Source organism: Vibrio sp. SBT000027, assembly GCF_963894355.1.
Taxonomy (GTDB): domain Bacteria; phylum Pseudomonadota; class Gammaproteobacteria; order Enterobacterales; family Vibrionaceae; genus Vibrio; species Vibrio splendidus.
This window is the reverse complement of sequence record NZ_CAWQGD010000004.1, coordinates 2,369,504-2,396,313: the sequence shown is the minus strand read 5'-3', so window position 1 is coordinate 2,396,313 and position 26,810 is coordinate 2,369,504. Positions and strand designations below refer to the sequence as shown.

General features: G+C 45.9%; 24 protein-coding genes and 2 pseudogenes. All 26 read left to right on the top strand.

Translation table 11 applies throughout. The annotated features are described in order from the left end of the window. Window positions 1–42 precede the first annotated feature (42 nt). The 26 genes and pseudogenes from AACU28_RS20530 to flhA all read left to right on the top strand — a co-directional run bounded on the left by AACU28_RS20530 (window position 43) and on the right by flhA (window position 26,791). Entirely contained in the window at window positions 43–1,176 is a 1,134-nt protein-coding gene (locus AACU28_RS20530; RefSeq protein WP_004736189.1) for a flagellin, read from the top strand. A 637-nt stretch (window positions 1,177–1,813) separates the two neighbouring features. After that, a complete protein-coding gene (locus AACU28_RS20525) occupies window positions 1,814–2,944 on the top strand; it encodes a flagellin (RefSeq protein WP_004736190.1) in 1,131 nt (376 codons plus the stop codon). A gap of 81 nt (window positions 2,945–3,025) precedes the next feature. Beyond that, on the top strand, window positions 3,026–3,451 hold the full coding sequence (gene flaG / locus AACU28_RS20520; RefSeq protein ID WP_004736191.1) for a flagellar protein FlaG: 426 nt from the start codon (window positions 3,026–3,028) through the stop codon (window positions 3,449–3,451). Window positions 3,452–3,473: 22 nt separating this feature from the next. Next, window positions 3,474–5,501, top strand: a complete 2,028-nt coding sequence (fliD, locus tag AACU28_RS20515; protein ID WP_102487455.1) for a flagellar filament capping protein FliD — start codon at window positions 3,474–3,476, stop codon at window positions 5,499–5,501. A gap of 3 nt (window positions 5,502–5,504) precedes the next feature. Further along, window positions 5,505–5,810, top strand: a complete 306-nt coding sequence (locus AACU28_RS20510) for a flagellar protein FliT (protein WP_004736193.1) — start codon at window positions 5,505–5,507, stop codon at window positions 5,808–5,810. A gap of 12 nt (window positions 5,811–5,822) precedes the next feature. Beyond that, window positions 5,823–6,233, top strand: a complete 411-nt coding sequence (gene fliS / locus AACU28_RS20505) for a flagellar export chaperone FliS (RefSeq protein WP_004736194.1) — start codon at window positions 5,823–5,825, stop codon at window positions 6,231–6,233. Between the two features lie 228 nt (window positions 6,234–6,461). Then, the gene (locus AACU28_RS20500; RefSeq protein WP_004736195.1) at window positions 6,462–7,928 is read left to right on the top strand and encodes a sigma-54 dependent transcriptional regulator; all 1,467 of its coding nucleotides are present in this window, start codon (window positions 6,462–6,464) and stop codon (window positions 7,926–7,928) included. A 185-nt stretch (window positions 7,929–8,113) separates the two neighbouring features. Next, the gene (locus AACU28_RS20495) at window positions 8,114–9,154 is read left to right on the top strand and encodes a sensor histidine kinase (RefSeq protein WP_017076823.1); all 1,041 of its coding nucleotides are present in this window, start codon (window positions 8,114–8,116) and stop codon (window positions 9,152–9,154) included. A 33-nt stretch (window positions 9,155–9,187) separates the two neighbouring features. Next, complete coding sequence (locus AACU28_RS20490) at window positions 9,188–10,597, top strand: sigma-54-dependent transcriptional regulator (RefSeq protein WP_065206827.1); 1,410 nt, start codon at window positions 9,188–9,190, stop codon at window positions 10,595–10,597. 132 nt (window positions 10,598–10,729) lie between these two features. After that, window positions 10,730–11,041 (top strand): flagellar hook-basal body complex protein FliE, encoded by a 312-nt coding sequence (gene fliE, locus AACU28_RS20485; RefSeq protein ID WP_004736198.1) that lies wholly within the window; start codon window positions 10,730–10,732, stop codon window positions 11,039–11,041. Window positions 11,042–11,057: 16 nt separating this feature from the next. Continuing rightward, window positions 11,058–12,800, top strand: a complete 1,743-nt coding sequence (fliF, locus tag AACU28_RS20480; protein WP_017076821.1) for a flagellar basal-body MS-ring/collar protein FliF — start codon at window positions 11,058–11,060, stop codon at window positions 12,798–12,800. Further along, a complete protein-coding gene (fliG, locus tag AACU28_RS20475) occupies window positions 12,793–13,854 on the top strand; it encodes a flagellar motor switch protein FliG (RefSeq protein WP_017076820.1) in 1,062 nt (353 codons plus the stop codon). The genes fliF and fliG overlap by 8 nt, the downstream gene beginning before the upstream one ends. A 125-nt stretch (window positions 13,855–13,979) precedes the next feature. Further along, window positions 13,980–14,780 (top strand): flagellar assembly protein FliH, encoded by an 801-nt coding sequence (gene fliH, locus AACU28_RS20470; RefSeq protein ID WP_121603518.1) that lies wholly within the window; start codon window positions 13,980–13,982, stop codon window positions 14,778–14,780. Next, window positions 14,780–16,099: a flagellar protein export ATPase FliI gene (gene fliI, locus AACU28_RS20465; RefSeq protein ID WP_010439337.1), complete on the top strand. Its 1,320-nt coding sequence runs from the start codon at window positions 14,780–14,782 to the stop codon at window positions 16,097–16,099. The genes fliH and fliI overlap by 1 nt, the downstream gene beginning before the upstream one ends. A gap of 19 nt (window positions 16,100–16,118) precedes the next feature. Continuing rightward, window positions 16,119–16,556: a flagellar export protein FliJ gene (gene fliJ, locus AACU28_RS20460; protein WP_121603517.1), complete on the top strand. Its 438-nt coding sequence runs from the start codon at window positions 16,119–16,121 to the stop codon at window positions 16,554–16,556. Between the two features lie 182 nt (window positions 16,557–16,738). Continuing rightward, window positions 16,739–17,152: pseudogene (locus tag AACU28_RS24595) on the top strand (flagellar hook-length control protein FliK); the annotation flags it as partial. A gap of 69 nt (window positions 17,153–17,221) precedes the next feature. Continuing rightward, a pseudogene (locus tag AACU28_RS20455) lies at window positions 17,222–18,844 on the top strand (flagellar hook-length control protein FliK); the annotation flags it as partial. Between the two features lie 113 nt (window positions 18,845–18,957). Beyond that, the gene (gene fliL, locus AACU28_RS20450) at window positions 18,958–19,446 is read left to right on the top strand and encodes a flagellar basal body-associated protein FliL (protein ID WP_004736206.1); all 489 of its coding nucleotides are present in this window, start codon (window positions 18,958–18,960) and stop codon (window positions 19,444–19,446) included. A 7-nt stretch (window positions 19,447–19,453) separates the two neighbouring features. Beyond that, window positions 19,454–20,497, top strand: coding sequence for a flagellar motor switch protein FliM (gene fliM / locus AACU28_RS20445; RefSeq protein ID WP_004736207.1), 1,044 nt, complete (start codon window positions 19,454–19,456; stop codon window positions 20,495–20,497). 29 nt (window positions 20,498–20,526) lie between these two features. Then, entirely contained in the window at window positions 20,527–20,937 is a 411-nt protein-coding gene (gene fliN, locus AACU28_RS20440) for a flagellar motor switch protein FliN (RefSeq protein ID WP_004736208.1), read from the top strand. Then, window positions 20,937–21,353 carry a flagellar biosynthetic protein FliO gene (gene fliO / locus AACU28_RS20435; protein WP_017091071.1) on the top strand — a complete coding sequence of 139 codons (417 nt, stop codon included), beginning with the start codon at window positions 20,937–20,939 and terminating at the stop codon, window positions 21,351–21,353. Before fliN ends, fliO begins: the two co-directional genes overlap by 1 nt. Further along, the gene (gene fliP, locus AACU28_RS20430; RefSeq protein WP_183091203.1) at window positions 21,340–22,269 is read left to right on the top strand and encodes a flagellar type III secretion system pore protein FliP; all 930 of its coding nucleotides are present in this window, start codon (window positions 21,340–21,342) and stop codon (window positions 22,267–22,269) included. Before fliO ends, fliP begins: the two co-directional genes overlap by 14 nt. Before the next feature lie 11 nt (window positions 22,270–22,280). After that, window positions 22,281–22,550 (top strand): flagellar biosynthesis protein FliQ, encoded by a 270-nt coding sequence (gene fliQ, locus AACU28_RS20425; RefSeq protein ID WP_004736211.1) that lies wholly within the window; start codon window positions 22,281–22,283, stop codon window positions 22,548–22,550. 6 nt (window positions 22,551–22,556) lie between these two features. After that, window positions 22,557–23,339 (top strand): flagellar biosynthetic protein FliR, encoded by a 783-nt coding sequence (gene fliR / locus AACU28_RS20420; RefSeq protein ID WP_004736212.1) that lies wholly within the window; start codon window positions 22,557–22,559, stop codon window positions 23,337–23,339. Between the two features lie 9 nt (window positions 23,340–23,348). After that, on the top strand, window positions 23,349–24,479 hold the full coding sequence (gene flhB / locus AACU28_RS20415) for a flagellar biosynthesis protein FlhB (RefSeq protein ID WP_102462783.1): 1,131 nt from the start codon (window positions 23,349–23,351) through the stop codon (window positions 24,477–24,479). Between the two features lie 212 nt (window positions 24,480–24,691). Next, on the top strand, window positions 24,692–26,791 hold the full coding sequence (gene flhA, locus AACU28_RS20410; protein WP_004736214.1) for a flagellar biosynthesis protein FlhA: 2,100 nt from the start codon (window positions 24,692–24,694) through the stop codon (window positions 26,789–26,791). Window positions 26,792–26,810 lie beyond the last annotated feature (19 nt).

Genomic DNA, 26,810 nt, shown 5'->3' with positions numbered 1-26,810 from the left:
GTCGGAAACCGCTATACCGGAAAATCAATTGGAGAAATCACCATGGCAGTGAATGTAAATACAAACGTTTCAGCGATGACAGCGCAACGTTACCTAAACAACGCAAACAGCGCACAACAAACATCAATGGAGCGTCTAGCTTCAGGCTCTAAAATCAACAGCGCGAAAGATGACGCTGCGGGCCTACAAATCTCTAACCGTTTGAACGTTCAGAGCCGCGGCCTTGATGTTGCTGTTCGTAACGCGAACGACGGTATCTCTATTGCACAAACTGCTGAAGGTGCAATGAACGAGACAACGAACATCCTGCAACGTATGCGTGATTTGTCTCTACAATCTTCAAACGGCTCAAACTCAAAATCAGAGCGTGTAGCGATTCAAGAAGAAGTAACAGCACTGAACGACGAACTGAACCGTATTGCGGAAACAACGTCTTTCGGTGGCAATAAGCTGCTTAACGGTACTCACGGTACTAAATCATTCCAAATCGGTGCGGATAACGGTGAAGCGGTAATGCTTCAACTGAAAGACATGCGCTCTGATAACGCTCAGATGGGTGGTAAAAGCTACCAAACTGAGAACGCGAAAGACAAAGACTGGAACGTTCAAGCTGGCGCAAACGACCTAAAAATGTCGTTCACTGATAACTTCGGCCAAGCACAAGAAATCGATGTGTCTGCGAAAGCGGGCGACGACATCGAAGAGCTAGCAACGTACATCAACGGTCAACAAGATTCTGTTAAAGCGTCTGTAACTGAAGACGGTAAGCTGCAAATGTTTACTGGCAACAACAAAGTTGAAGGCGAAGTGGCATTCTCTGGCAGCCTTGCTGGTGAACTAGGCATGCAACCTGGCAAAGATGTAACGGTTGATACTATCGACGTAACATCAGTTGGCGGCGCACAAGAATCGGTTGCAGTTATCGATGCGGCACTTAAGTATGTAGATAGCCACCGTGCTGAACTGGGTGCTTTCCAAAACCGTTTCGACCACGCTATCAGCAACTTAGACAACATTAACGAGAACGTTAACGCATCTAAGAGCCGCATTAAAGATACCGACTTCGCGAAAGAAACGACTCAGATGACTAAGTCTCAGATCCTTTCTCAAGCTTCAAGCTCGATTCTTGCTCAAGCGAAGCAAGCTCCGAACTCGGCACTTAGCCTACTAGGTTAATCGATTAAAAAGCCACGTTGCCACGTTGGTTATAAGCGCTGTTGATCATAAGCGTTGTTGATCATAAACGTTAACGTTAGGCTTCCACAAATTAGCTCGTGGTGAGAGATGAGCGCTAAACAGACCCAGCTTCGGCTGGGTTTTTTATTGCCTGCAATTTGGCGAAGGTGTATTTGGAAAAGTGTAATGTTGGTAAGCAGGAGCAAAAGCGAGATTCCCTATCACGTTCGTTCCTTACTGTAGGGAATGACGACTATAGAGAGGTAGCCATCCATTGTTTACTTGAATCGAAGTCGTTGGTCGTCATCCCAGAATCGAGTAGAACGAGATATCAGGGATCTGCTTTGGTTTTTATGTGCAAGGCGACACTTATAAATGAGCGAAGATACGAAACTTTAGCGAATGTCGCCCTATTAATTGAAGCCCGATCACACTTTTCCTTGTTGTTGAAAATAATACGAAAAAACTCGCAATTTTTATTAAAGCTTCTAATTAAGGGGCCGTTAAAGGGATTGAGAGAAATGATATGTACCAATGTAAGGTGAGAGAGACACTGGTGCATAAACAAAATTGACATGTATTTGTGTGAGGTGAGAGTCACATAAGTACATTAAAAAATGCCTAAAGGAGATCAACTATGGCGATTAATGTAAGCACAAATGTGTCTGCAATGACGGCTCAGCGCTACCTAAATAGCGCGGCTGAAGGTACTCAAAAATCAATGGAGCGTTTGTCTTCTGGCTATAAAATCAATAGCGCAAAAGATGATGCTGCAGGCCTACAAATCTCTAACCGCTTAACGTCGCAAAGCCGTGGCCTAGATATGGCTGTGAAAAACGCGAATGATGGTATCTCTATTGCACAGACAGCTGAAGGTGCAATGAATGAGTCAACCAACATTCTGCAACGTATGCGTGACCTTTCTCTTCAATCTTCAAATGGTTCAAACAGCAAATCTGAACGTGTTGCGATCCAAGAAGAAGTCTCTGCTCTAAACACAGAACTTAACCGTATTGCTGAAACGACCTCTTTTGGTGGTAATAAGCTTCTTAACGGTACTTACGGCAGCCAATCTTTCCAAATCGGTGCAGATTCTGGTGAAGCAGTAATGCTGACTATGAATAACATGCGTACTGACACTCAAGACATGGGTGGCAAGAGCTACGGCGTTACAGAAGGCAAAGATGCTTCTTGGCGTGTAGCTGCAGGTTCTGATCTGACTATCAAATACAACGATAAGTTTGGTGAAGCACAAGAGTTGTCTATTTCTGCGAAGGAAGGCAACGATATGGAAGAACTAGCAACTTACATCAATGGTCAGAGCCAAGACGTTAAAGCGTCAGTTGGTGAAGGCGGCAAACTGCAACTTTTCGCTTCAAGCCAAAAAGTTGAAGGTGATGTTGAGTTCGGCGGCAGCCTTGCTGGTGAACTTGGTATTGGTGCTGCTAAAGACGTGACTGTTAACGATATCGATGTAACTTCGGTTGCTGGCGCGAACGAAGCGGTATCTATCATTGATGGCGCACTAAAATCTGTAGATAGTAACCGTGCTTCTCTTGGTGCTTTCCAAAACCGTTTTGACCACGCAATCAGCAACTTAGATAACATCAACGAAAACGTTAATGCATCTAAGAGCCGTATCAAAGATACCGATTACGCGAAAGAAACGACAGCAATGACGAAGTCTCAAATCCTACAACAGGCGAGTACTTCTATCCTAGCTCAAGCAAAACAATCACCATCAGCAGCTCTAAGCTTATTGGGCTAAACTTACCTCGGTAAGTAGCGGTAAACTCTACTCTGGGTAGAGTTTTACTGTATGGCTCACAAAGGAGGGAGGGAGACTGTTATGGAAATACCATCCAACGCATCGAACATCCAGCCTTATGGCTCACCTAATGGCATTAAATTTGCAAGCGATGAAGGTAGTAGTGCGTCGAGCACTTCACGACTGAAAGAAGCAACATCTTATGGCAAGGTAGAAAAATCGAAAGAGCAAGCTACCGAAGCGGCGATTCAATTAGCTCAACATCGACAAGAGTTAAACGATGAAGAGCGAGTCAAGATGGTAGAGAAGGTAAACGAGTTTATCTCCTCTCTCAACAAGGGTGTTGCCTTTAAAGTCGATGAAGAGTCGGGGAGAGATGTGGTTACCATTTATGAGACCACAACCGGTGATATTATTCGCCAGATCCCTGACGAAGAAATGCTTGAAATTCTAAGACGCCTAGCAGCCCAAAATTCAAATAGTAGAATATTTGAGGTGAAGGTTTAAGTCGTATTATTGAGGTGGTTTAATGAGTTTTGGCCCAATGGGGATTTCGTCTGGCATGGATATCAATTCCATGGTCAGCAAAATTGTTGATTCGGAGCGTGTACCTAAACAGCAACGAATTGATAATGAACGAACGCGAATCGATACCAGCATTAGTGCCTATGGAAGACTCAGAGAATCCCTTGATTCGATGAAAAACCTGATGACAAACTTTCGTCAGGAAAAAGCTTTTGCTGTGCGAACAGTTGAAAGTACCGATGAAGGTCTTGTCTCTGCAACCGCGACTACCGAAGCGATCGCTGGCAAATATGCCATCGATGTGTTGCAGCTTGCCCAGAGTCATAAAGTGGCTTCTGATGTACTGTCAGAGGACATGAAATTTGGCCCAGGTAAGCTGCAGGTTTCGCTTGGTGATGACAGCTTTGATGTGCAAGTTGGCGACAGATCGAAACTTATCGATGTCGTTCGAAGTATAAACGGCGCAGATAGCAATCCAGGCGTTCGTGCATCTATTATCAATGATGTCGAAGGCCCACGACTTATTGTCGCCTCGAACCAGTCTGGTTCAGATCAGCAGATCAGCATTAATGTAGAGTCTGATGCTGCTAATCCTCTAAAAAAACTCGAATACAAAACTCTAGAAGAGCGTGTGAAGGCGCTTGAGAAAGCGCGTCTTGCTGCACAAGATGTTCTTGCTCTAACCCCTGCAGGAAAAGCCGTTGAACTCATCGATGAAGCGATCGCTAACGATGACCCAAATGCGAGTGAAAAACTCGATGAAGACGGAAATGTTATCCCAGCAACCCAAACCGATTCTGCCTCAGATGTTGACGGAGACTCTCAAAGTCTTAGCTACGGCGAACAAGCTGCAGCCGATGGTCAAGCTGCCCTAGACGCAGCTCAGGCGTCAAAGTCTGTGATGCCCGAAGACAATATCCCAGGTTGGACTGAGACAGCCTCAGGAACTCTTTTAGATTCTTACTATACACCAGAACTTGAGCTCGATGAAAAAGCGATAGAGAAAGCGCCTGACGTGCCGGGGTGGTCAAATGCTGCCTCGGGTACTCTGACCGATTCCTACGTGACACCGAAAGAAGCTCAGCAAAAGCTGGAAGCTGAACAAGCGCGAATCGAAGATAAAATTTCACAAGAAAAAGCCGATTTGGCTGAGAAAGTTCAAAAAGGCGAATTGACCGCGGAACAAGCCAAAAAAATTGAGCGTGCGAAATTAGAACCCGAAGAGCGTGAGCTTTTAGAGAAAGTCGATAAAGTGCAAGCTGACCTCGAACAGGCACAACAGTCTTTTGATACCTATAGCGGTATGGCTGAAGTTCAGGCGGGGCAAGATTCAATGGTCGTTCTAGACGGCGTTGCACAGCTTTCGAGTAATAACAATGTGATTGAAGATGCCGTAGAAGGTATCGATATTACGGTGAAAGGCAAAACGCCAAAAGATAAGCCGCCGGCCGAAATCGGTGTTGAGTACGACCGTAATAGTGTGCGCCAAGACATTGAATCTTTCGTTAACTCTTACAATCAGTTTTATCAAGTGTCTAAGAACTTGGCGGGTGTTGATCCAACGACTGGCCAAAAAGGGCCGCTTTCTGGCGACAGTACTGTACGTAATGCCGACTCGCGATTGAAAGGGGTGTTCTCATCAAGTATTGAAGGCGCGCCTGATAATCTCAAGTCATTAACTGAATTTGGTATCACGACCACTAGGCAAGGCTCGCTAGAAATTAACTACGATATGCTTGATCGTCAACTTAATAATAACTTCGATAAGTTGGGTGAGTTCTTTGGCGGCAACAACGGTTTCGCCAAAAAAGTGGAAGATGCGATTCAAGGTATCACTGGTATCACAGGTTCGATTCGTACTAGAGAAAAGAGCTTAGTCGAGCAAAACTACCGCTTGGTTGATGACCAAAGCGCACTCGATCGCCGCATGGACAGCCTAGAAAACCGTACACATTCTAAGTTTACTGCCATGCAAGATGCGACTAGCAAGATGCAATCCCAGCTGGGCAGTATGATGAATGCGTTGGGCTAATAGATGAACAGTCAGCTGCAAGAGCTTTGTGAACTCGATCAATTAATTATCTCTAAGCTTGAATTTAGTGAAATTAATGCTGAAGAAATAACGCGGCTTGTCGATAACAGAGAACAGTTATTGCAAAACGTGCTTCAAATAATCGACTCACACCCCGACGTTAAGCAAAGTTCTGAATGGTTTGAAGCCATTACCAGAACCAGAAAATTAGTCGAATTGATGCAGTCTGAGACAAGTCGAGTAGGTAAGACCCTACACAAGTACCGTCACGGCGCTAAATCAGTTCAACAATACAAAAAGTTTTTATAAAAGAGGTTTACTATGCGCGGTTCTTTACAGGCATATAAAAAGGTATCAGTGGATAGTCAGCTAACAGCTGCCTCACCGCATAAGATTGTACAAATGCTAATGGCAGGTGCTATCGAGCGCTTGATTCAAGGTAAAGCGGCAATGCAAGCGGGCAACATCCCAGTGAAAGGCGAGCGACTTGGTAAGGCTCTGGATATCATTATTAGCCTACGTAGTTGCCTGTCTATGGACGATGGTGGCGATATTGCGAAAAACCTAGATCAACTTTATGAGTTCATGATCACGCAAATTTCTGCGGCAAATCACAAAAATGACCCACAGCCTATTGATGATGTTATCGATATTATCCGCGAAATTAAGAGCGCTTGGGACCAAATTCCGAACGAATATCACAACTTGACGTCTGCTGACGTAGGTATTTAAAGAAAAACTGCAGTTTTAACCAATCTCATATCCCTTAATTGGTTGGTTGCCTTATTTTTTTAATCAAATAAAATAGAAGCCATTAGATAGCCTAATGGCTTTTTTCGTTGCTGATTTCCTAAATTTGTCCACGTAGACCATAATCATTGATACTTTTCTCTGTTTTATCGATTACGTCGCTCACCGTTTTTCTGCATCGCACCAAAATAAAGGCAATAATTCCTACTTATGCAAGGTTTGGCAAAACTGCTTGTCGTCGACGATAGCGCTCAAGATCGTCACAATTTAAGCACAATATTAGAGTTTGTAGGAGAGAGCTGCGAAGTAATCAGCTCTGAACAAGCACGTAAAGTTGACTGGTCACTACAGTGGGCCGGCTGCATTATTGGTACCATTAAAGGTAAAGGCTTCAACGCATTACTGAATGAAAAGCTTGTTCACGCCAATCACATCCCTTTACTGGTGATTGGTAAAAACAATCACCCGGTTGACGAGCTAACTAACTATGTTGGCGAGCTTGAACTTCCCCTTAACTACCCGCAATTAAGTGATGCATTAAGGCACTGTAAAGATTTCTTAGGCCGCAAGGGTGTTCAAGTGGTGTCTTCGGCACGCAAGAACACACTGTTTCGCAGCCTCGTAGGGCAAAGTGCTGGCATTCAAGAAGTACGTCACTTAATTGAACAAGTTTCTTCTACGGAAGCGAACGTGCTGATTCTTGGTGAATCTGGTACCGGTAAAGAAGTCGTAGCGCGTAATATTCACTATCACTCTAAGCGCCGTTCTGGGCCTTTTGTGCCTGTGAATTGTGGTGCTATTCCACCAGACTTACTCGAAAGTGAGTTGTTTGGTCATGAGAAGGGCGCATTTACTGGTGCGATTACCGCACGAAAAGGTCGCTTTGAATTGGCTGAAGGTGGCACACTGTTTCTTGATGAAATTGGCGATATGCCAATGGCAATGCAAGTTAAGTTGTTGCGTGTACTGCAAGAGCGCTGTTTTGAACGCGTAGGTGGCAACAGCACCATAAAAGCTGACGTTCGTGTGATTGCAGCAACACACCGCAATCTTGAAGACATGATCGACGATGACTCGTTCCGTGAAGATCTTTATTACCGCTTGAATGTATTCCCGATTGAAATGCCGGCGCTTCAAGATCGTAAAGAAGATATTCCACTGTTGCTTCAAGAACTAATGACTCGAATGGAAGCGGAAGGCAGTATGCCTATCTGCTTCACGGCTCGTGCTATCAATTCTTTGATGGAGCACTACTGGCCAGGTAACGTTCGTGAGCTAGCGAACCTCGTTGAGCGAATGGTTATCCTGTATCCGAATAGCTTGGTTGATGTGAATCATCTACCCACTAAATATAGATACAGTGATATCCCTGAGTTCCAGCCTGAATTTAATCGCTTTGTGTCGGAAGAAGAGCAAGAACGTGATGCACTTTCTGATTTGTTCTCAGAAGATTTCAGCTTTGACCAGCAAGATGATCTTGCCGATAACGCGAATGCGCCTCAAGAGTTACCACCAGAAGGTGTTAATTTGAAAGAGCTGTTGGCGGATATGGAAGTGAACATGATTAACCAAGCCTTGGAAGCGCAGGGTGGCATTGTTGCCCGTGCTGCAGACATGCTTGGAATGCGCAGAACCACTCTGGTTGAAAAAATGCGGAAGTACAATCTACAGCGATAGAGCTCAGATTCGTGTTCAGCGATATCAAATTAAGACGGGTGTTGAGTTAAAGCATCGTTTTGGTTGAGAGAATAGAGAGGGCATAGTTGAGTTGTTGCTTGCTTAACTATGTGATAAATATAGCAAATAGCCTGACGCGTGTTTTACGTGTCAGGCTGTTTTAGTATTTGAGGCAAATTTTTGACATGCACGGATCTAACGAATCAGAAAATCAGTCACACCTAGATTCAGTTGAACAGCAGGTTGAGCGCTATAAGCAAGTGCTTGATGTGATGCCAGCAGGTGTCATCTTGTTAGATACTCATGGTGAAGTAAGGGAAGCGAACCCAGAAGCGCATCGAATTTTAGGTGTGGAACTGGTGGGCGAGAAGTGGTTTTCTGTGATTCAAAGTGCCTTTGATCCTAAAGACGATGATGGGCATGAGATCTCACTGAAGAATGGGCGTAAGGTTCGTTTGGCTATTTCAGCTTCTACCACGGGTCAACTTATCTTGATTACCGACCTGACAGAAACTCGTCTTCTACAGTCTCGCGTGAGTGATCTTCAGCGCTTGTCGTCGTTAGGCAGAATGGTAGCCTCGTTGGCACACCAGGTTCGTACGCCACTTTCTAGTGCGATGTTGTATGCATCCAACCTTGCCGCGCCGAACCTGCCGCCAGCAACAAAAACGCGCTTTCAATCTAAGCTTATGGATAGGCTCCATGACTTAGAGAAGCAAGTGAATGATATGCTGTTGTTTGCTAAAGGTGGCGACAACAAGGTTGTGAAGCCATTTACCGTTGCTGAACTGATCACTGAATTTCACCCAATGGTGGAAGCGGCATTAAAATCGAACCAGATTGATTATTGCCAGGAAGTGGAAGGCGAAGAAACTCAGATGTTTGGCAATGCTAATGCTATAGCTTCTGCTCTAAGTAACCTAGTTTTGAACGCAGTGCAAATTGCGGGTAAAGAATCGCAGATTGATGTTTTTTTTAGGCCCGTAAACGGCGAGCTTAAGATATCAGTGCAAGACAGTGGCCCCGGCGTACCGAAAGAGCTTCAAGGTAAAATTATGGAACCCTTCTTTACCACTCGTTCGCAAGGTACAGGTCTAGGTTTAGCCGTTGTACAAATGGTCTGTCGAGCACATGAAGGCCGACTGGAATTGATATCAGAAGAAGGGGACGGCGCATGCTTTACCATGTGTCTACCGCTGGAAAGAAGCGCTTCTTCTGAAGACTAATAAGTTTTAACTGAATTTACACTGGAGAATCCTATGGCTCAAAGCAAAGTGTTAATCGTCGAAGATGATGAAGGTCTACGCGAAGCCCTTGTCGACACTCTCGCGCTTGCTGGCTATGAATGGCTGGAAGCGGATTGTGCGGAAGATGCTCTGGTAAAATTGAAATCGAACTCCGTTGATATTGTTGTCTCTGATGTGCAGATGGCAGGTATGGGCGGCTTAGCACTGCTAAGAAATATCAAGCAGCATTGGCCAAATCTACCAGTATTGTTGATGACAGCGTATGCCAACATTGAAGACGCCGTTGCCGCAATGAAAGAGGGCGCTATAGACTATATGGCAAAGCCATTTGCGCCTGAAGTACTGCTCAATATGGTGAGCCGTTATGCTCCGGTAAAATCGGATGATAATGGCGATGCCATCGTTGCCGATGAGAAAAGCATCAAGCTAATGATGTTGGCTGATAAGGTGGCTAAAACCGATGCTAACGTCATGGTGTTGGGGCCAAGTGGCTCTGGTAAAGAGGTCATGTCTCGCTATATTCACAACGCTTCGAGCCGTAAAGATGGTCCATTTGTTGCGATTAACTGCGCCGCGATTCCAGATAACATGTTGGAAGCAACACTGTTTGGCTACGATAAAGGCGCATTTACTGGTGCTATTCAAGCTTGTCCTGGTAAATTTGAGCAAGCTCAAGGTGGTACTATTTTGTTGGATGAGATCAGTGAAATGGATCTTAGCCTACAAGCGAAACTACTGCGCGTGTTGCAAGAGCGCGAAGTTGAACGTCTTGGTAGCCGTAAGAGCATCAAACTGGATGTTCGTGTTCTGGCAACCAGTAACCGCGACCTAAAGCAGTATGTTTCTGAAGGGAATTTCCGTGAGGATTTATACTACCGCCTGAATGTATTTCCAATTACTTGGCCAGCACTGTGTGAACGTAAAGGCGATATTGAGCCGCTTGCGAAGCACTTGGTTGAGCGCCATTGCACCAAACTTGGTATGCCCGTTCCTGTTTTGTCCGAGCAAGCCATCAGTAAGCTCGTCAATTATCCGTGGCCGGGTAATGTGCGTGAACTGGATAATGTCGTGCAGCGCGCTCTAATTCTGAGTGAGCAAGAAAATATTTCAGGTGAGCACATCTTGCTTGAAGGTGTCGATTGGCAAGACGCAAGTGGTCTACAGCAAATTGTTGAAGGCAACAGTGTTGCAGCGCCAGACATCAAGCCGATTGCTGAAGCGAACCCTATTGGTAAAGTCGTGGCTGCCAGCGAAGGGCTTGGAAATGAGCTTCGAGATCAAGAGTATGCAATTATTCTTGAGACGCTGATCGCTTGTAATGGCCGACGTAAAGAAATGGCAGAAAAGTTGGGCATTAGCCCTCGCACATTGCGTTATAAGTTGGCGAAAATGCGCGATGCTGGAATAGATATCCCAAACTGAGGATAGATTAGTAGTGTCAGCTTTCTGACTAGTGTAATACGATATCTAGTCAATTTAATGTGTGGCACGCTAATTGCTCTGTCAATAATACAGCTAAATAGATAGTCATAATTTTGACTCCTGAGGTAGTAGATGAGAATAGATGGTTTACAAGGCGAAATGCAGGCAATGATGGTTGAAGCTGCTAGCGCGCGTCCTGCTGCAACGGGGCAAGCGGTCGGTGCAGATTTTGGCAATATGCTAACGCAGGCCATTAATAACGTGAACTCATTACAAAAGACCTCAGGTGATCTTCAAGCTCGTTTTGATAGTGGCGACCAAAGCGTGTCTCTATCGGACGTGATGATTGCTCGTAATAAATCTAGTGTGGCTTTTGAGGCGACGATCCAAATTAGAAATAGATTGGTCGAATCGTACAAAGAGCTGATGAATATGCCGGTATAAGTTGGGTAATTAAATAGTGGCAGATAATAGTCAAACAACAGATTTAACCGTAAGCGATAGCAATGACCATGCACTCATTGCAGGTTCGGAGCTTGACGGAGAAGGGCAAAATCCCGATCTAGGTGAACGCAGTTCCTCTAAGTTCGATATGGCCGTCGGTGATCTCGATTTACTTCGTCAGGTCGTCTTAGTCCTATCTATTTCTATCTGTGTAGCGCTGATTGTGATGCTGTTTTTCTGGGTGAAAGAGCCAGAAATGCGTCCATTAGGGGCTTATGAAACAGAAGAGTTGATTCCCGTTCTTGATTACTTGGATCTACAAAAGATCGAATACACTCTTGAAGGTAACACTATCTCGGTACCCGCTAGTGAGTACAACTCATTAAAGCTTAATATGGTACGAGCGGGTTTGAACCAAGAGCGAAACGCTGGTGATGACATCCTCATGCAAGACATGGGTTTTGGTGTATCACAACGTTTAGAGCAAGAGCGCCTTAAGTTAAGTCGTGAAAGACAGCTTGCGAAAGCCATTGAGCAGATGAAACAGGTACGTAAAGCTCAGGTTTTATTAGCCTTGCCAAAGCAGAGTGTCTTTGTTCGTCACAATCAAGAAGCCTCAGCTTCCGTATTTCTGACTCTGAAAACTGGCAGTAACCTCAAGCAGCAAGAAGTTGATTCTGTTGTCGACATGGTGGCAAGTGCCGTTCCGGGAATGAAAACCTCACGTATCACGGTGACCGATCAGCATGGCCGACTGTTGAACTCAGGTTCTCAAGACCCTATGTCAGCTGCGCGTCGTAAAGAACATGAGTTAGAGCGCAATCAAGAGCAAGCGCTGCGTGAAAAAATTGACTCTATCCTAATTCCTATTCTTGGGTTTGGTAACTATACCGCTCAGGTTGATATTCAGCTTGATTTTAGTGCTGTGGAACAAACGAGAAAACGTTTTGATCCGAATACGCCAGCGACTCGAAGTGAATACACCTTAGAAGATTACAACAACGGTAACACTGTGGCTGGTATTCCTGGTGCTTTGAGTAACCAGCCCCCAGCAGATGCTTCAATTCCTCAAGATGTCGCTCAGATGAAAGACGGTGCGATGACGGGGCAAGGCTCGGTTCACAAAGAAGCGACCCGAAACTTTGAGCTAGACACAACCATCAGCCATGAACGTAAACAGAGCGGCACGGTTAACCGTCAGACGGTATCGGTAGCGATCAAAGACCGTCAATCACTGAACCCTGATACGGGCGAAGTGGTTCATACGCCAATCCCTGCCAGTGAAATTAATGCGATTCGTCAGGTACTGATTGGTACTGTCGGCTTTGATGAAAATCGTGGCGATTTACTCAATGTGTTAAGCATGCAGTTCGCACCACAAGTGACGGATGTTGTCGCTGATGTACCAATTTGGGAACATCCAAACTTCAATGATTGGGTACGTTGGTTTGCGAGCGCGTTGGTTATTATCGTCGTGGTATTGGTACTTGTTCGCCCAGCAATGAAGAAACTGCTTAACCCAGCAGCTGACGATGATGATCAAATGTACGGCCCTGATGGTATGCCAATTGGCGCCGACGGCGAAACCAGCTTAATTGGTGGTGATATTGAAGGTGGTGAGCTGTTTGAATTTGGTTCAAGCATCGACTTACCTAACCTTCATAAAGACGAAGACGTGCTGAAAGCAGTACGTGCTCTTGTAGCGAATGAACCAGAGCTAGCAGCTCAAGTAGTTAAGAATTGGATGGTAGATGGCTAACGAAATAGTTCCACAACAAACGGAAGGTGGTGAAGTACTTGATGTCTCTGGCGTGGATATCGGATCTATCTCAGGCGACGAACGCGCTGCGATCTTGCTGCTAAGTCTAAATGAAGAAGACGCTGCTGGTATTATTCGTCACCTAGAGCCAAAGCAGGTTCAGCGTGTGGGTAGTGCAATGGCGCGAGCTACTGACCTATCCCAAGAAAAAGTGGGAGCGGTTCACCGTGCTTTCTTAGATGATATTCAGAAGTACACCAACATTGGTATGGGCAGTGAAGACTTCATGCGTAATGCGCTGGTCGCTGCGTTGGGTGAAGACAAGGCGAATAACCTTGTTGATCAAATTCTTCTTGGTACTGGCTCGAAAGGTTTGGACTCACTTAAGTGGATGGATCCTCGTCAGGTGGCGAGTATCATCATCAACGAGCACCCTCAGATTCAAACCATTGTGTTGTCGTACCTCGATTCTGATCAGTCGGCTGAGATTCTGTCTCAATTCCCAGAAAGAGTTCGTCTGGATCTGATGATGCGGATTGCCAACCTTGAAGAAGTTCAACCTTCGGCTCTTGCTGAATTGAACGAAATCATGGAGAAACAGTTTGCGGGTCAAGCGGGTGCTCAAGCTGCCAAAATTGGTGGCCTGAAAGCCGCGGCTGAGATCATGAACTACATGGACAATAATGTGGAAGGTGTCTTGATGGATCAAATCCGTGATCAAGACGAAGATATGGCAACGCAGATTCAAGATCTTATGTTTGTCTTTGAAAACCTTATTGAAGTTGATGACCAAGGTGTTCAACGACTGCTGCGTGATGTTCCACAAGACGTTCTACAAAAAGCGCTTAAAGGTGCTGATGACGGTCTACGTGAGAAGATCTTCAAGAACATGTCTAAACGTGCTGCCGATATGATGAGAGACGACATTGAGGCGATGCCGCCAGTAAAAGTCTCCGACGTGGAAGCGGCTCAAAAAGAGATATTGGGTATTGCGAGGAAGATGGCAGACAGTGGCGAGATTATGCTGTCTGGTGGCGCCGACGAGTTCCTTTAATACAGAAACCTCAAGAGCCCCACACTGTTGGGGCTTTTCTTTATCCAACCTCGAACCCAAGATTAACTCCGTTCAACGGCTTGAATTTACAATGCAGCTGGACGCATTCATAGATAGGTACTGATATGTCAGGTGATAGAAAACGCGGCTTCCTTCGCCCTGAAGAAGATAATACGGTTGCCCAACCTCAGAAATGGGGGTTGCCTGACTACACCTCTGATGTGAATAAACAAGCCAAAGAAACGGCCTTTAATTACGATCCTAGTTGGATGCCGACGGTTGAAGAAGCCATTGAAGACGAAGAGCTTGTTCTGACTGAAGAGCAAATCGAACTGATTAAGCAAGGTGCTTATCAAGAAGGGCTTCATCTAGGCCAAGAAGCTGGCTTTAAACAAGGTTACGAAAAAGGTAAAGAAGAAGGGTTTGCTGCAGGCCACGAAGAAGGCAACCAAGCCGGCAAGCTTGAAGGCGTGACTGCTGGCCAAGAGTATATTCAGCAGCAAGTTGCCATCTTTATGGGGCTAGCGAACCAGTTTGCTCAACCGTTAGAGCTGATGAACGCTCAGGTAGAGAAGCAATTGGTGGACATGGTACTGACCATGGTCAAAGAAGTGGTTCATGTTGAAGTGCAAACCAACCCACAAATCATATTAGATACCGTCAAAGAGTCGGTCGAGTCGTTGCCGATCTCAGGTCATGCGATCACATTGAAGCTTAATCCCGAAGACGTCGCGATTATTCGTTCTGCGTATGGCGAAACTGAATTGGATTGCCGCAATTGGACGTTAGTTGCAGAGCCCGCACTCAACCGTGGGGACGTACAAATCGAAGCGGGTGAGTCGAGCGTTAACTACCGCATGGAAGACCGTGTGAAAAACGTCATTCAAAACTTCTGCGGCGCAAACCGTCATCAGGGCCATGAGTAATGCTCGAATTAGCAAATCGTCTTAGCCAATACAAAGTCGAAGGGCTAAAATCGCGACCAATTGCCTCTGGTAAGTTAGTACGCGTTGTTGGCTTAACGCTTGAAGCGACCGGCTGCAAAGCACCCATCGGCAGCCTGTGTTTAGTAGAAACCATGTCTGGTCAGATGGAGGCCGAAGTCGTCGGCTTCTCTGGCGATAACTTGTTTTTAATGCCGAGTGAACAAATCACTGGGATACTACCTGGCGCTCGTGTGACCCCCGTGACCACTGAAAGCGGTATCCCTGTCGGAATGGAATTGCTTGGCCGAGTGATCGACGGGGTGGGTAATCCACTTGATGGGCTAGGTCCAATCTATACCGAACAACGCGCTTCATTTAACGCTGAGCCAATCAACCCTTTAGCTCGAAAACCGATTTCTGAACCGCTCGATGTTGGCTTGAAGGCCATAAACGGCTTGCTAACGGTAGGTAAAGGTCAGCGTATTGGTCTGTTTGCTGGTTCCGGTGTTGGTAAGTCGGTCACGCTCGGGATGATGACTCGAGGCACAACCGCGCAAGTGGTGGTGGTAGGTCTAATCGGTGAGCGTGGACGAGAAGTTAAAGAATTTATTGAAGAGATTCTTGGCGAAGATGGACGCAAACGATCTGTGGTGGTCGCTGCTCCTGCGGATTCATCGCCACTGATGCGATTGAAAGGTTGCCAAACTGCACTGGCTGTAGCTGAGTACTTCCGCGACCAAGGTTTAGATGTTCTTTTATTAATGGATTCATTAACCCGTTTTGCTCAGGCTCAGCGTGAAATTGCTCTGTCTGTGGGTGAGCCGCCAGCAACCAAAGGTTATCCGCCATCAGTATTCGCCAAGCTTCCTGCGCTGGTGGAACGTGCGGGTAACGGCAACGATGAACAAGGTTCTATCACGGCTTTCTTTACCGTTTTAACGGAAGGTGATGACTTACAAGACCCGATTGCCGATGCGTCACGAGCGATTCTTGATGGTCACATTGTTTTATCTCGTGAGATGGCCGATGCCGGACATTATCCTGCGATTGATGTCGAGAAATCCGTCAGTCGTGTTATGCCGCAAATCACCACCGAAGAACATGTATTGATGTCGAAAGCGGTGCGCCAAGTACTCTCTATCTGTCGTAAAAACCAAGATTTGGTATCGATTGGTGCTTACAAACCGGGGACTGACCCTGCAATTGATAGTGCCTTCACCTTGAAACCGAGGTTGGACGAGTACTTACAGCAAAAAATGAAAGAAACGGTTCCCTATGACATGTGTGTCAACATGTTGAAACATGTATTGGGTGGCTAACGAGTGAATAAGGTTAGTCATGGATAACGCATTAGAATTTTTGCTCGATCAAGCCAAGGATCAAGAGAACCAAGCCGTACTCGCGCTCAACAAAGCGAATGCGGAGCTTCAAGGTTACTATGAGCAGGTCGCTCAGATTGAAAAGTACCGACTTGATTACTGTCAGCAACTTATTGATCGCGGAAAAGCTGGACTCACAGCGAGTCAGTATGGTCACTTGAACCGTTTCTTAACTCAACTAGATGAAACATTATCTAAACAGAGAGAAGCGGAGCGCCATTTTAAAAACCAAGTCGACAACTGCCAAAACTACTGGATGGAGCTACGTAAAAAGCGTAAATCCTACGAGTGGTTGATGGAGAAAAAACAGAAAGAGAAGGCAAAGCTGCAAGATCAAAGAGAACAAAAGCAAATGGATGAGTTCTCGACGCTGATGTATGGCCGAAAGAAGATGTGATCCTAAGCCCTGAATGACGCAGGTGTTGCCGTTCAGATTGTGAGAACAGAACTAATAGGCATGTTTCTTGCTCCGTTTTATATAAAATTGCGCGTTATGCCCAGCAAAGGCATGAAAAGCACCCGACTTTCTTTTTGTTGTCCGATTTATGGCAGCAAAGCTAGTAGATAGAGCTTGTATATATGAATGTTAGCCTTTCCTCAAATTCAGCGACCAACAAAACGTCATCGTTGTTGGACACCGGTTCTGCCTCTTCAAAGGTAGAAGAGACCGGCGACTCTAAAGGTTTCTTAGAGTCTTTTAAAGAAGCGCTAGGCTTTGAAGAAAGTGACAGCAAAGCGGCAGTAAAAGACACTAATGACGCCTCAAAATCAGACGAAAAACAGACCTCTGCGGAAGACGAAGTATCGGCTGAAAAGACTAAAGGTGATTCAACTGAGTCTAAGATCGCTGATGAGGCTAGCGAAGCTCAAACCAAGCAGGCTAAAGCAGCGACGGATGCTGAAAATACGGCTACTAGCAACGCAGCTACTGAACATACGTCTGAACTAAATTCACCGTCGGGCGATAAAGCCTCGTCGAAACCGTCTGATGACGATGCCTTGGCTGCGGCTCAGCCCAATAGTGATTCTGATACACAATCCGCAGAGCTGAATGCTCAGGGGGCATCTCAAGCTAGTGCTGCGATGAGTGAAGGCAATAAATTGCTTGGTCAGTTGGACGAGGCAAACAAAACACTGAATCAACCTGACAACGGCAAAGGCTTGCCTCAGCAAGTGAAGGCTGATGAAGCTCAAGGCAAGATTGTAGGTGCGACTGCTGTGGGCGTTCTTGCGACCGACACCGTGAGTAAATCAGCACAACAAACCAATGCAACAAATCAAGAAGACGGTCTTGAGGTCGATTCTGAAATTGCCGTGCTTACCGGAGGTAAGGGTGTTTCACAGTTGACTGATGATGAAATTCGACAGTTGATGGATAAAGGCGTCACCCCAGAACAAATTGAAGCGAGTATGAGCCGAGAGTTGCGCCAAAAGAACGCGGCCAGTGCGGTTGCTGCCGATCAGAGTCAAGCACTCTCAGCAGCGGATATGGAACTTGCAAAACAGGTTGATGCCCATACCAAAGCGTTAATCCAATTGAATGGACAGATCGAATCAGAACAGTCTGTTGTCGATGGTCTGGTTCAAAAGCAACAAAGTGGCGCTAAGTTGACGGTCGATGAGCAAGCCGCGCTGGCTCAAGCAACCTCTAACTTAGAAGTATTGAATCAACAGCTAACCAATGTTCAACAGCAAGCAACGGCTTTACTAAGCCAAGCTCCGAACGTGAACAGTACACCCGGTGAACCCGCCGCTATTGATTGGGACAACACTGATTCAAATGAAGCCAAAGCCTTAGCCGCGGTGGCATCAACAACGGCAGTAGCGACGGCTGCACAACAAGTATCAGCGCAGGCCGCTTCTCAATCGGCAAATAATGCTCTTACGGATAAGGCGGCAATGCTGCACGCCAATAATGCGCATGCGGCTCAACAGGCAGCGGCTCAGCAATTGGCTTCTCAACAAGGGAATGCCGTTCCAATGCAGCAGCAAGCGGCTTTAGACCCAAGCTTAACGGCACAAAGCTTAGCGATGAATGCAACGCCAGCGGCCACAAAAGCAAGCTCGACTGACGCGCTTCTTAAAGCGGGCGCTGGTGCCGCTGCATTGTCTGGTTTGGGTAAAGCGGGTGCTAAAGAAGATTCTAAAGACTCGACCTTTGCTCAGCAGATCGCTTCTGCGGCTGGCGCACAAGGCACAGCAACGGTTGGCTCAGCACCTACACGAGCTGAAATTCAAGCTGCTCAACAAGCGCCTTTACAGCTCACCAAAGAGCTAGCCAATGAGCAGGTCGCGGAAAAAGTCCAAATGATGATGTCTAAGAACCTCAAGAACTTGGACATTCGTCTCGACCCACCAGAATTGGGTCAGATGAAAATCCGCATGACCATGAATAATGATGTGGCGAACGTGCACTTTACGGTTAGTAATCAACAGGCAAGAGATGTGATTGAACAAACCTTACCTCGCTTGAGGGAGATGCTTGCTCAACAAGGCCTACAACTAGCCGATTCGTCAGTTCAGCAACAGAGCTCTGGTCAGGGACAGGATAGATACAACAATGGTGAGCAACAATCCGGCACTAACCGCACAAATGATGGCCAAGGTGATGAAAACCTTGATAGTGGCAGCAATCTTGAATTGAATGTCGCATCAAAGCGTGATGGAATTAGTTATTATGCCTAATATCAGGCTAAGAACGCTTGGTTGATAGAAAGAACCATCAGTTAATAGAAAGTAATGTTAGTTAATAGAAAGAACCGTCAGTTAATCGAAAGAACAGGAAGTTAGAGTAAAGTATGGCAGAAGAACAAGATGCACCTAAAGGGAAGAGCAAGCTCCTTATCATCATTATAGCGGTAGTCGTTTTGCTGCTTGGCATAGGTGGTGCGCTGTTCTTTTTCTTAGGCTCCGATGATAGTGCCTCTGAATCTCAGTCTCAGCCAGCCACCGCAGTGGTCGCAGCAGAGCCTGTCATGTATGTTAATATTCCTCAGCCTTTCTTGTTTAATGTGACGGGGGATAAAAAAGATCGCCTAGTTCAGATAAAAGCACAGCTGATGGTACGTGGCAGTAAGAATGAAGACCTCGCACGTTACCACTCTCCACTCGTAGAAAGTACGCTACTGGCCACGTTCGCTTCGGCAACGGTCGATCAATTACGCTCACCCACTGGGCGAATTGAACTGCGTGACAAGGCAACTGAAGATATTAAAGCAAGTCTGGCTCAAGCTGTTGGCCAGCCTGTGATTGAAAAAGTGTTATTCACTGACTTCGTAATTCAATAGGTAATTTGTGACCGATTTATTAAGCCAAGACGAAATCGATGCGCTATTACATGGCGTTGATGATGTTGAAGAAGTTGAAGATGTCTTAGAAACCGAGAATGACAGTGCGGTCAATTTCGACTTCTCATCTCAAGATCGAATCGTCCGTGGTCGAATGCCGACCCTTGAACTCATTAACGAGCGCTTCGCACGTCATATGCGGATCAGTTTGTTCAATATGTTACGTAAAACGGCTGAAGTGTCGATCAATGGCGTACAAATGATGAAGTTTGGTGAGTACCAAAACACATTGTATGTACCCACCAGTTTAAACATGGTTCGTTTCCGCCCGTTGAAAGGCACGGCGCTGATCACTATGGAAGCACGCCTTGTATTTATTCTTGTAGAAAACTTTTTCGGTGGTGACGGCCGTTTCCACGCCAAGATTGAAGGCCGTGAATTCACGCCAACAGAAAGACGAATTATTCAGTTACTGCTGAAAATTGTTTTTGAAGATTACAAAGAAGCTTGGTCTCCAGTGATGGGGGTTGAGTTTGAATACTTGGATTCTGAAGTGAACCCAAGCATGGCGAACATTGTGAGCCCAACCGAAGTGATTGTTGTGAGTTCATTCCACATTGAAGTGGATGGCGGTGGTGGTGATTTCCACGTCGTGATGCCTTATTCCATGGTTGAGCCGATTCGAGAATTGCTTGATGCCGGTGTTCAATCAGACAAAATGGAAACCGACGTTCGTTGGAGCACCGCGCTGCGTGATGAAATCATGGATGTGCCAGTCAATTTTCGCGTGAACTTGTTAGAGCAAGATATTTCCCTGCGTGATTTGATGGAGCTGCGCCCAGGGGATGTCATTCCCATGAATATGCCTGAACACGCGACGATGTTTGTCGAAGAACTGCCGACTTATCGTGTGAAAATGGGGCGTTCTGGTGAGAAGCTCGCGGTACAGATTTCGGAAAAAATTCAAAGACCGCATGTGGTCAAAACTGATCTCGCTTTTCTAGGCAAAGACCTAATGTCTGAGCTCGAAAATAGCGATGATGACGAATAGCAAAATAGATAAAAGTATAGGAATTGGTAATGGAACCTAGTGAAGATCAAAAGCTAGCAGACGAATGGGCTGCAGCACTTGGTGAAGACCCTTTAGCACCGTCAATTGATGTTGATGATGTGCTTGCGGCACCACTTGATGAACTAACCGATTCATCGTCTCCGATTTCTGAAGATGAGCGTCGTAAACTGGATACCATCATGGATATCCCAGTGACTATCTCGATGGAAGTTGGCCGTTCACAGATCAGTATCCGTAACTTACTTCAATTGAACCAAGGTTCGGTAGTAGAGCTCGATAGAATTGCTGGTGAGTCACTAGACGTGATGGTTAACGGTACTCTGATTGCTCACGGAGAAGTGGTTGTGGTGAACGACAAATTTGGTATTCGTCTGACTGACGTAATTAGCCAAACAGAACGAATTAAGAAGCTACGTTAATGCGCTTTTCGCCAAAAAGATTGGTGGGTTCGTCTCGCGGAACATTGGGAATAGGGCTGTTGTCTACGCCTTCTATTGCCTTTGCTGCGCCTCCTTCTCTAGATTTAGCGACCACTTTTGGGTCGCTAATTTTCGTTATCGCCTTCATCTTATTTATTGCTTGGTTACTCAAGCGAATGCAAGTGCCTGCGATGTCGAATCAACAAGGTTTGGCTATTGTTAGGCAAATTCCTGTTGGTACTAAAGAACGCATTGCGATTGTGCAAGCAGGTGATGAACAGTTCTTAGTCGGCATTACCACACAGTCGATTCAGCTGATCTCTAAGCTCGATAAACCTCTTACTCAGGAGATGCTGGAAAAAAGTACATTTTCAAGTCAGCTTTCCCAGCTAATTAAAAAAGATGCAAACAAGTAACGGACTTTTTACCTCATCTTACTTTTGCCAAATCGGATCTTTTCGAGCGGTAAAAGCGTTGTTGGTTCAGCTCATTCTCCTCTGTTCTTTAGTGTTCAGTATGTCGGTATTTGCACAGGCTGAAGATGGCACCGTCATTCCAGCGAATACAGCAGGCTCAGAGTCAGTTACCATCAGCACGATGGAACAAGACCAAGCTAAATCGCAAACTATGACCACTGGTAGTTTAACGGGTAATGGTGGTGGCATTCCTGCCTTTACCATGACCACCAACGCCAATGGCGGTGAAGACTACTCGATCAATTTACAAATATTGGCCCTAATGACCATGCTTGGCTTCTTGCCGGCAATGGTAATTTTGATGACGTCGTTCACCCGTATTGTGGTGGTGATGTCGATTTTGCGTCAGGCAATGGGTCTCCAACAAACGCCTTCAAACCAAGTGATTATTGGTATCGCGATATTTTTGACCTTTTTCATCATGTCACCAGTGATCAATCAAGTGAATGAGCAAGCGGTTCAGCCTTATCTCAATGAACAAATATCGGCACGACAGGCGTTCGACGTTGCCCAAGGCCCGATCAAGTCTTTCATGCTCAAACAAACTCGAATCAAAGATCTAGAAACCTTTGTTGAGATCTCGGGTGCGGAAGTGACTAACCCTGAAGATGTTTCCATGGCGGTTCTGATTCCAGCGTTTATCACATCGGAGTTGAAAACGGCTTTCCAAATCGGCTTCATGCTGTTCTTACCTTTCTTAATCATCGACTTGGTGGTCGCCTCGGTATTGATGGCTATGGGTATGATGATGTTGTCACCGATGATTGTATCGTTACCATTTAAGTTGATGCTGTTCGTTCTTGTTGATGGTTGGAACTTGATACTCTCCACTCTCGCCGGCAGTTTTGCCTTGTAGCTGGGGGAATAATGAATCCTGAAATATTCGTAGAGTTGTTCCGAGATGCACTTTGGATGGTACTGATAATGGTATGTGCCATTATTATTCCTAGCCTATTGATTGGTTTAGTCGTAGCGGTTTTCCAAGCTGCGACGTCTATCAACGAACAAACATTGAGTTTCCTACCGCGTTTGATCGTGACGTTATTGGCGTTGATGATGTTTGCCCACTGGATGACTCAGATGATGATGGAGTTTTTTTTCGAACTCATCGAACGCTTGCCGCAAGTTCTGTATTAAACCAATATGGAATACCCAACGAGCCTTGTACTAGAGTGGTTAGCCAATTATTTTTGGCCATACACTCGCATCTCAGCCATGCTGATGGTGATGACGGTAACAGGGGCACGCTTTGTGTCGCCGCGTATCCGTCTGTATTTAGGTTTGGCTATCACCTTTGCTGTGATGCCCGCAATCCCAGCAGTTCCTAAAGAGATTGAGCTGCTGTCCTTCCAAGGATTCTTGACGGTATTTGAACAAATCGTGATTGGTGTCGCCATGGGGTTTGTTACTCAGTTTTTGATTCAAACTTTTGTTATGCTCGGTCAGATTTTAGGTATGCAATCGAGTTTGGGTTTTGCCTCTATGGTTGACCCAGCTAACGGTCAAAATACGCCAGTACTTGGCCAACTGTTCATGCTGTTGGCGACCATGTTTTTCTTGGCGACCGATGGTCACTTGAAAATGTTGCAACTGGTGGTGTTCAGTTTTAAAACCTTGCCGATTGGCAGTGGGTCTTTAACCGCTGTCGATTTCAGAGAGCTGGCATTGTGGCTTGGAATCATGTTCAAAACAGCATTAGCGATGTCGTTATCAGGTATTATTGCGCTGCTGACGATTAACCTTTCATTTGGTGTAATGACACGTGCGGCACCTCAACTAAACATATTTTCTTTGGGTTTTGCATTTGCGCTACTCGTGGGTCTGTTACTTTGTTGGTACATCCTTGGCGGCTTGTTTAGCCACTATGAGCTATTTTGGATACAAGGCGAGCAACAGATATGTCGTCTAATCCGGTTAGATTGCTAGGAGACTGAAATGGCAGAGTCAGACGGTCAAGAACGCACAGAAGACGCCACGCCCAAACGCTTGCAACAGGCCAAAGAGAAAGGGCAGGTTGCAAGGTCAAAAGAGCTAGCGTCAGCATCGGTATTGATAGTCGGTGCGATTTCTTTAATGTGGTTTGGCGAATCGATGGCGAAGGCTTTGTTCGAGGCCATGCAACGCCTGTTTTCACTCAGTCGTGACGAGATTTTTGATACTAACAAGCTACTGGAAATAGCGGGTGGCGCATTAGTAAACCTATTGTTCCCACTGTTTTTGATTCTCATCACTTTGTTCGTTGCTGCTGTGATTGGCGCTGCGGGTGTTGGTGGGGTCAATTTCTCAATGCAAGCCGCTATGCCAAAGGCATCTAAACTCAATCCTTTGAGTGGTATCAAGCGTATGTTTGGCTTACAAAGCTGGGTTGAACTGCTGAAATCTATCTTGAAGGTGGCTTTGGTATCGGGCATGGCCATTTATCTGATTCAAGCTTCTCAACATGACTTGATGCAGTTGAGTATGGATGTGTACCCACAGAATATATTCCATGCTTTAGATATTTTGCTCAACTTTATCCTATTGATCAGTTGTTCTCTACTCATCGTGGTCGCCATTGATATCCCATTCCAGATCTGGCAACACGCTGATCAGCTGAAGATGACCAAGCAAGAAGTCAAAGACGAATTCAAAGACACTGAGGGTAAGCCCGAAGTGAAAGGTCGTATTCGTATGCTGCAGAGAGAAGCGGCTCAGCGACGTATGATGGCTGATGTCCCTCAGGCAGATGTGATTGTTACCAACCCGGAGCACTTTTCGGTCGCTCTACGCTACAAACAGAATCAAGATAAAGCACCGATAGTCGTTGCCAAAGGTGTCGATCATATGGCGATGAAGATTCGTGAAATTGCACGTGCAAACGACATTTATATTATTCCAGCGCCTCCGTTAGCTAGGGCGCTTTATCACACCACAGAGCTTGAACAACAAATTCCTGACGGTCTGTTTGCAGCAGTTGCACAAGTGCTTGCATATGTTTTCCAGCTTAAGCAATACCGAAAAAAAGGTGGAGAGAGGCCAAAACTGCAAGATTCTAATATGCCGATCCCACCTGATTTACGACATTAGATCAATTGCTTGAGCTCAGCTTGATGAACCCTGATAATAGCAACTTAGCTACCCCTCTTGTTTCCGAGGTGATGGCGATAATTTGACGTGAGATGTTGGTACAGTGTTTGCTATATCAATTCCGAACATATTAGCCCATAGCAACATAGCTTAGACCTAGGCCTCAATCTGCTTAGTGAGATAGCTACAACATAGCGAAACTGCCTAGATTTATGAAATTCACCCTGCCTTTTGCGGACAAGCTACCTAAAATTCCTAACCGCGCCATGCCTGCGATTGGCGCGCCTGTTATGGTGCTTGCAACGCTTGCTATGGTGGTGTTGCCCATTCCAGCTTTCTTGTTGGATATGTTCTTCACCTTCAACATTGCACTGTCTATGGTTGTGCTATTGGTTTCGGTTTATACCCGTCGGCCTTTAGACTTCGCTGCATTCCCGACCGTACTCCTGATTGCGACTCTGCTCCGCTTGGCCTTGAACGTTGCTTCGACACGTGTGGTATTGCTCCATGGCCATGAGGGTGGTGATGCTGCCGGTAACGTTATTGAAGCCTTTGGTAACGTGGTTATCGGTGGTAACTATGCGGTTGGTTTGGTGGTGTTCTTGATCCTGATGATCATCAACTTCATGGTTGTCACCAAAGGTGCGGGTCGTATCTCGGAAGTAAGTGCACGTTTTACCCTTGATGCTTTACCGGGTAAGCAGATGGCAATCGATGCCGACTTAAATGCAGGTTTGATCGACCAAGATCAGGCTCGTACTCGACGTTTTGAAGTGACCAAAGAAGCCGATTTCTACGGTTCAATGGACGGTGCATCTAAGTTTGTTAAAGGTGATGCGATCGCCGGTATCTTGATCTTGTTCATCAACATTATTGGTGGCTTGAGTATTGGTATGGTTCAGTTTGACCTTGGTTTTGGTGAAGCAATCGAAATCTATACACTACTGACTATCGGTGATGGTCTGGTTGCTCAAATTCCGTCTCTACTCCTTTCTATCGCTGCTGCGATGATGGTAACGCGTCAAAATACTGATGAAGATATGGGGCAACAGCTCTTCTTCCAATTGTTCGATAACCCTAAATCCTTGATGATCACCGCCGCTATCCTTGGCATCATGGGTATTGTGCCAGGTATGCCTCATTTCTCGTTCTTGAGCCTTGCTGTCGTTGCAGGTGCCGGTGCCTATTACATTGATAAAAAGAACAAGAAAAAAGCTGAACAACCCAACCTTCCAGCTACGGTTGAAGCGAGTGGGGAGACGGGTTCTCAGAAAGAACTTTCGTGGGATGATGTTCAGCCTGTTGATATTATTGGCTTAGAAGTTGGCTACCGCTTGATTCCTCTAGTTGACAGAGATCAAGGTGGTGAACTGCTTGAACGCGTTAAAGGGGTGCGTAAGAAGCTGTCTCAAGATTTTGGTTTCTTGATCCCAGCAGTACACATCCGCGATAACCTAGAATTGACCCCAAACAGTTACCGACTCACCTTAATGGGGGTTGCGGTTGGTGAGGCTGAGATTAAGCCGGATATGGAATTAGCCATTAACCCAGGCCAAGTGTATGGAATGATCGATGGTGAGCCGACGATTGACCCTGCCTTTGGTCTAGAAGCCGTGTGGATTCGTGAAGAGCAGCGTGAACATGCGCAAGCCTTAGGTTACACGGTTGTTGATTCATCAACCGTGTTGGCCACTCACCTCAGTCAGCAGCTAACGAATAACGCATCACAACTGATTGGTCACGAAGAAGTACAAAACTTACTTGAGATGCTTAGCCGTTCAACGCCTAAGCTGGTGGAAGGCTTTGTACCGGACCAATTACAGCTTGGCGTCGTTGTGAAAGTGCTGCAGAACCTGTTGAATGAAGCCATTCCAATTCGTGATATTCGAACAATAGTCCAAACTTTGTCGGAGTACTCAAGTAAGAGTCAAGAACCTGACATACTTACGGCGGCTGTTCGTATCTCTTTGAAACGACTAATTGTTCAAGAAATCAATGGTATAGAGCCAGAGTTGCCCGTGATAACCTTGATTCCAGAGCTGGAACAAATCTTGCATCAAACCATGCAGGCATCCGGCGGAGAATCTGCTGGTATTGAACCTGGTTTAGCCGAACGTTTACAGACCTCACTCAGCCATGCCACACAAGAGCAAGAGCTGAAAGGTGAGCCAGCAGTGCTACTGACCTCTGGTGTATTGCGTTCAACTCTGGCTAAGTTCGTGAAGAACACGATCCCAAGCTTGAGAGTGTTATCTTACCAAGAGATACCGGACGAAAAGCAGATACGTATAGTACAAGCTGTTGGTAATTAAGCCGCCTAATTAGAACGGA

What these genes read in the sequence shown, in the direction of transcription:
- AACU28_RS20490 (WP_065206827.1), top strand. Translation starts at nt 9,188, where the DNA reads ATGGCTCAAAGCAAAGTGTTAATCGTCGAAGATGATGAAGGTCTACGC.
- flaG (WP_004736191.1), top strand. Translation starts at nt 3,026, where the DNA reads ATGGAAATACCATCCAACGCATCGAACATCCAGCCTTATGGCTCACCT.
- fliS (WP_004736194.1), top strand. Translation starts at nt 5,823, where the DNA reads ATGCGCGGTTCTTTACAGGCATATAAAAAGGTATCAGTGGATAGTCAG.
- fliO (WP_017091071.1), top strand. Translation starts at nt 20,937, where the DNA reads ATGCGCTTTTCGCCAAAAAGATTGGTGGGTTCGTCTCGCGGAACATTG.
- fliE (WP_004736198.1), top strand. Translation starts at nt 10,730, where the DNA reads ATGAGAATAGATGGTTTACAAGGCGAAATGCAGGCAATGATGGTTGAA.
- flhB (WP_102462783.1), top strand. Translation starts at nt 23,349, where the DNA reads ATGGCAGAGTCAGACGGTCAAGAACGCACAGAAGACGCCACGCCCAAA.
- AACU28_RS20500 (WP_004736195.1), top strand. Translation starts at nt 6,462, where the DNA reads ATGCAAGGTTTGGCAAAACTGCTTGTCGTCGACGATAGCGCTCAAGAT.
- AACU28_RS20495 (WP_017076823.1), top strand. Translation starts at nt 8,114, where the DNA reads ATGCACGGATCTAACGAATCAGAAAATCAGTCACACCTAGATTCAGTT.
- AACU28_RS20525 (WP_004736190.1), top strand. Translation starts at nt 1,814, where the DNA reads ATGGCGATTAATGTAAGCACAAATGTGTCTGCAATGACGGCTCAGCGC.
- fliQ (WP_004736211.1), top strand. Translation starts at nt 22,281, where the DNA reads ATGAATCCTGAAATATTCGTAGAGTTGTTCCGAGATGCACTTTGGATG.
- AACU28_RS20530 (WP_004736189.1), top strand. Translation starts at nt 43, where the DNA reads ATGGCAGTGAATGTAAATACAAACGTTTCAGCGATGACAGCGCAACGT.
- fliL (WP_004736206.1), top strand. Translation starts at nt 18,958, where the DNA reads ATGGCAGAAGAACAAGATGCACCTAAAGGGAAGAGCAAGCTCCTTATC.
- fliG (WP_017076820.1), top strand. Translation starts at nt 12,793, where the DNA reads ATGGCTAACGAAATAGTTCCACAACAAACGGAAGGTGGTGAAGTACTT.
- fliP (WP_183091203.1), top strand. Translation starts at nt 21,340, where the DNA reads ATGCAAACAAGTAACGGACTTTTTACCTCATCTTACTTTTGCCAAATC.
- fliN (WP_004736208.1), top strand. Translation starts at nt 20,527, where the DNA reads ATGGAACCTAGTGAAGATCAAAAGCTAGCAGACGAATGGGCTGCAGCA.
- AACU28_RS20510 (WP_004736193.1), top strand. Translation starts at nt 5,505, where the DNA reads ATGAACAGTCAGCTGCAAGAGCTTTGTGAACTCGATCAATTAATTATC.
- fliD (WP_102487455.1), top strand. Translation starts at nt 3,474, where the DNA reads ATGAGTTTTGGCCCAATGGGGATTTCGTCTGGCATGGATATCAATTCC.
- fliR (WP_004736212.1), top strand. Translation starts at nt 22,557, where the DNA reads ATGGAATACCCAACGAGCCTTGTACTAGAGTGGTTAGCCAATTATTTT.
- fliI (WP_010439337.1), top strand. Translation starts at nt 14,780, where the DNA reads ATGCTCGAATTAGCAAATCGTCTTAGCCAATACAAAGTCGAAGGGCTA.
- fliJ (WP_121603517.1), top strand. Translation starts at nt 16,119, where the DNA reads ATGGATAACGCATTAGAATTTTTGCTCGATCAAGCCAAGGATCAAGAG.
- flhA (WP_004736214.1), top strand. Translation starts at nt 24,692, where the DNA reads ATGAAATTCACCCTGCCTTTTGCGGACAAGCTACCTAAAATTCCTAAC.
- fliH (WP_121603518.1), top strand. Translation starts at nt 13,980, where the DNA reads ATGTCAGGTGATAGAAAACGCGGCTTCCTTCGCCCTGAAGAAGATAAT.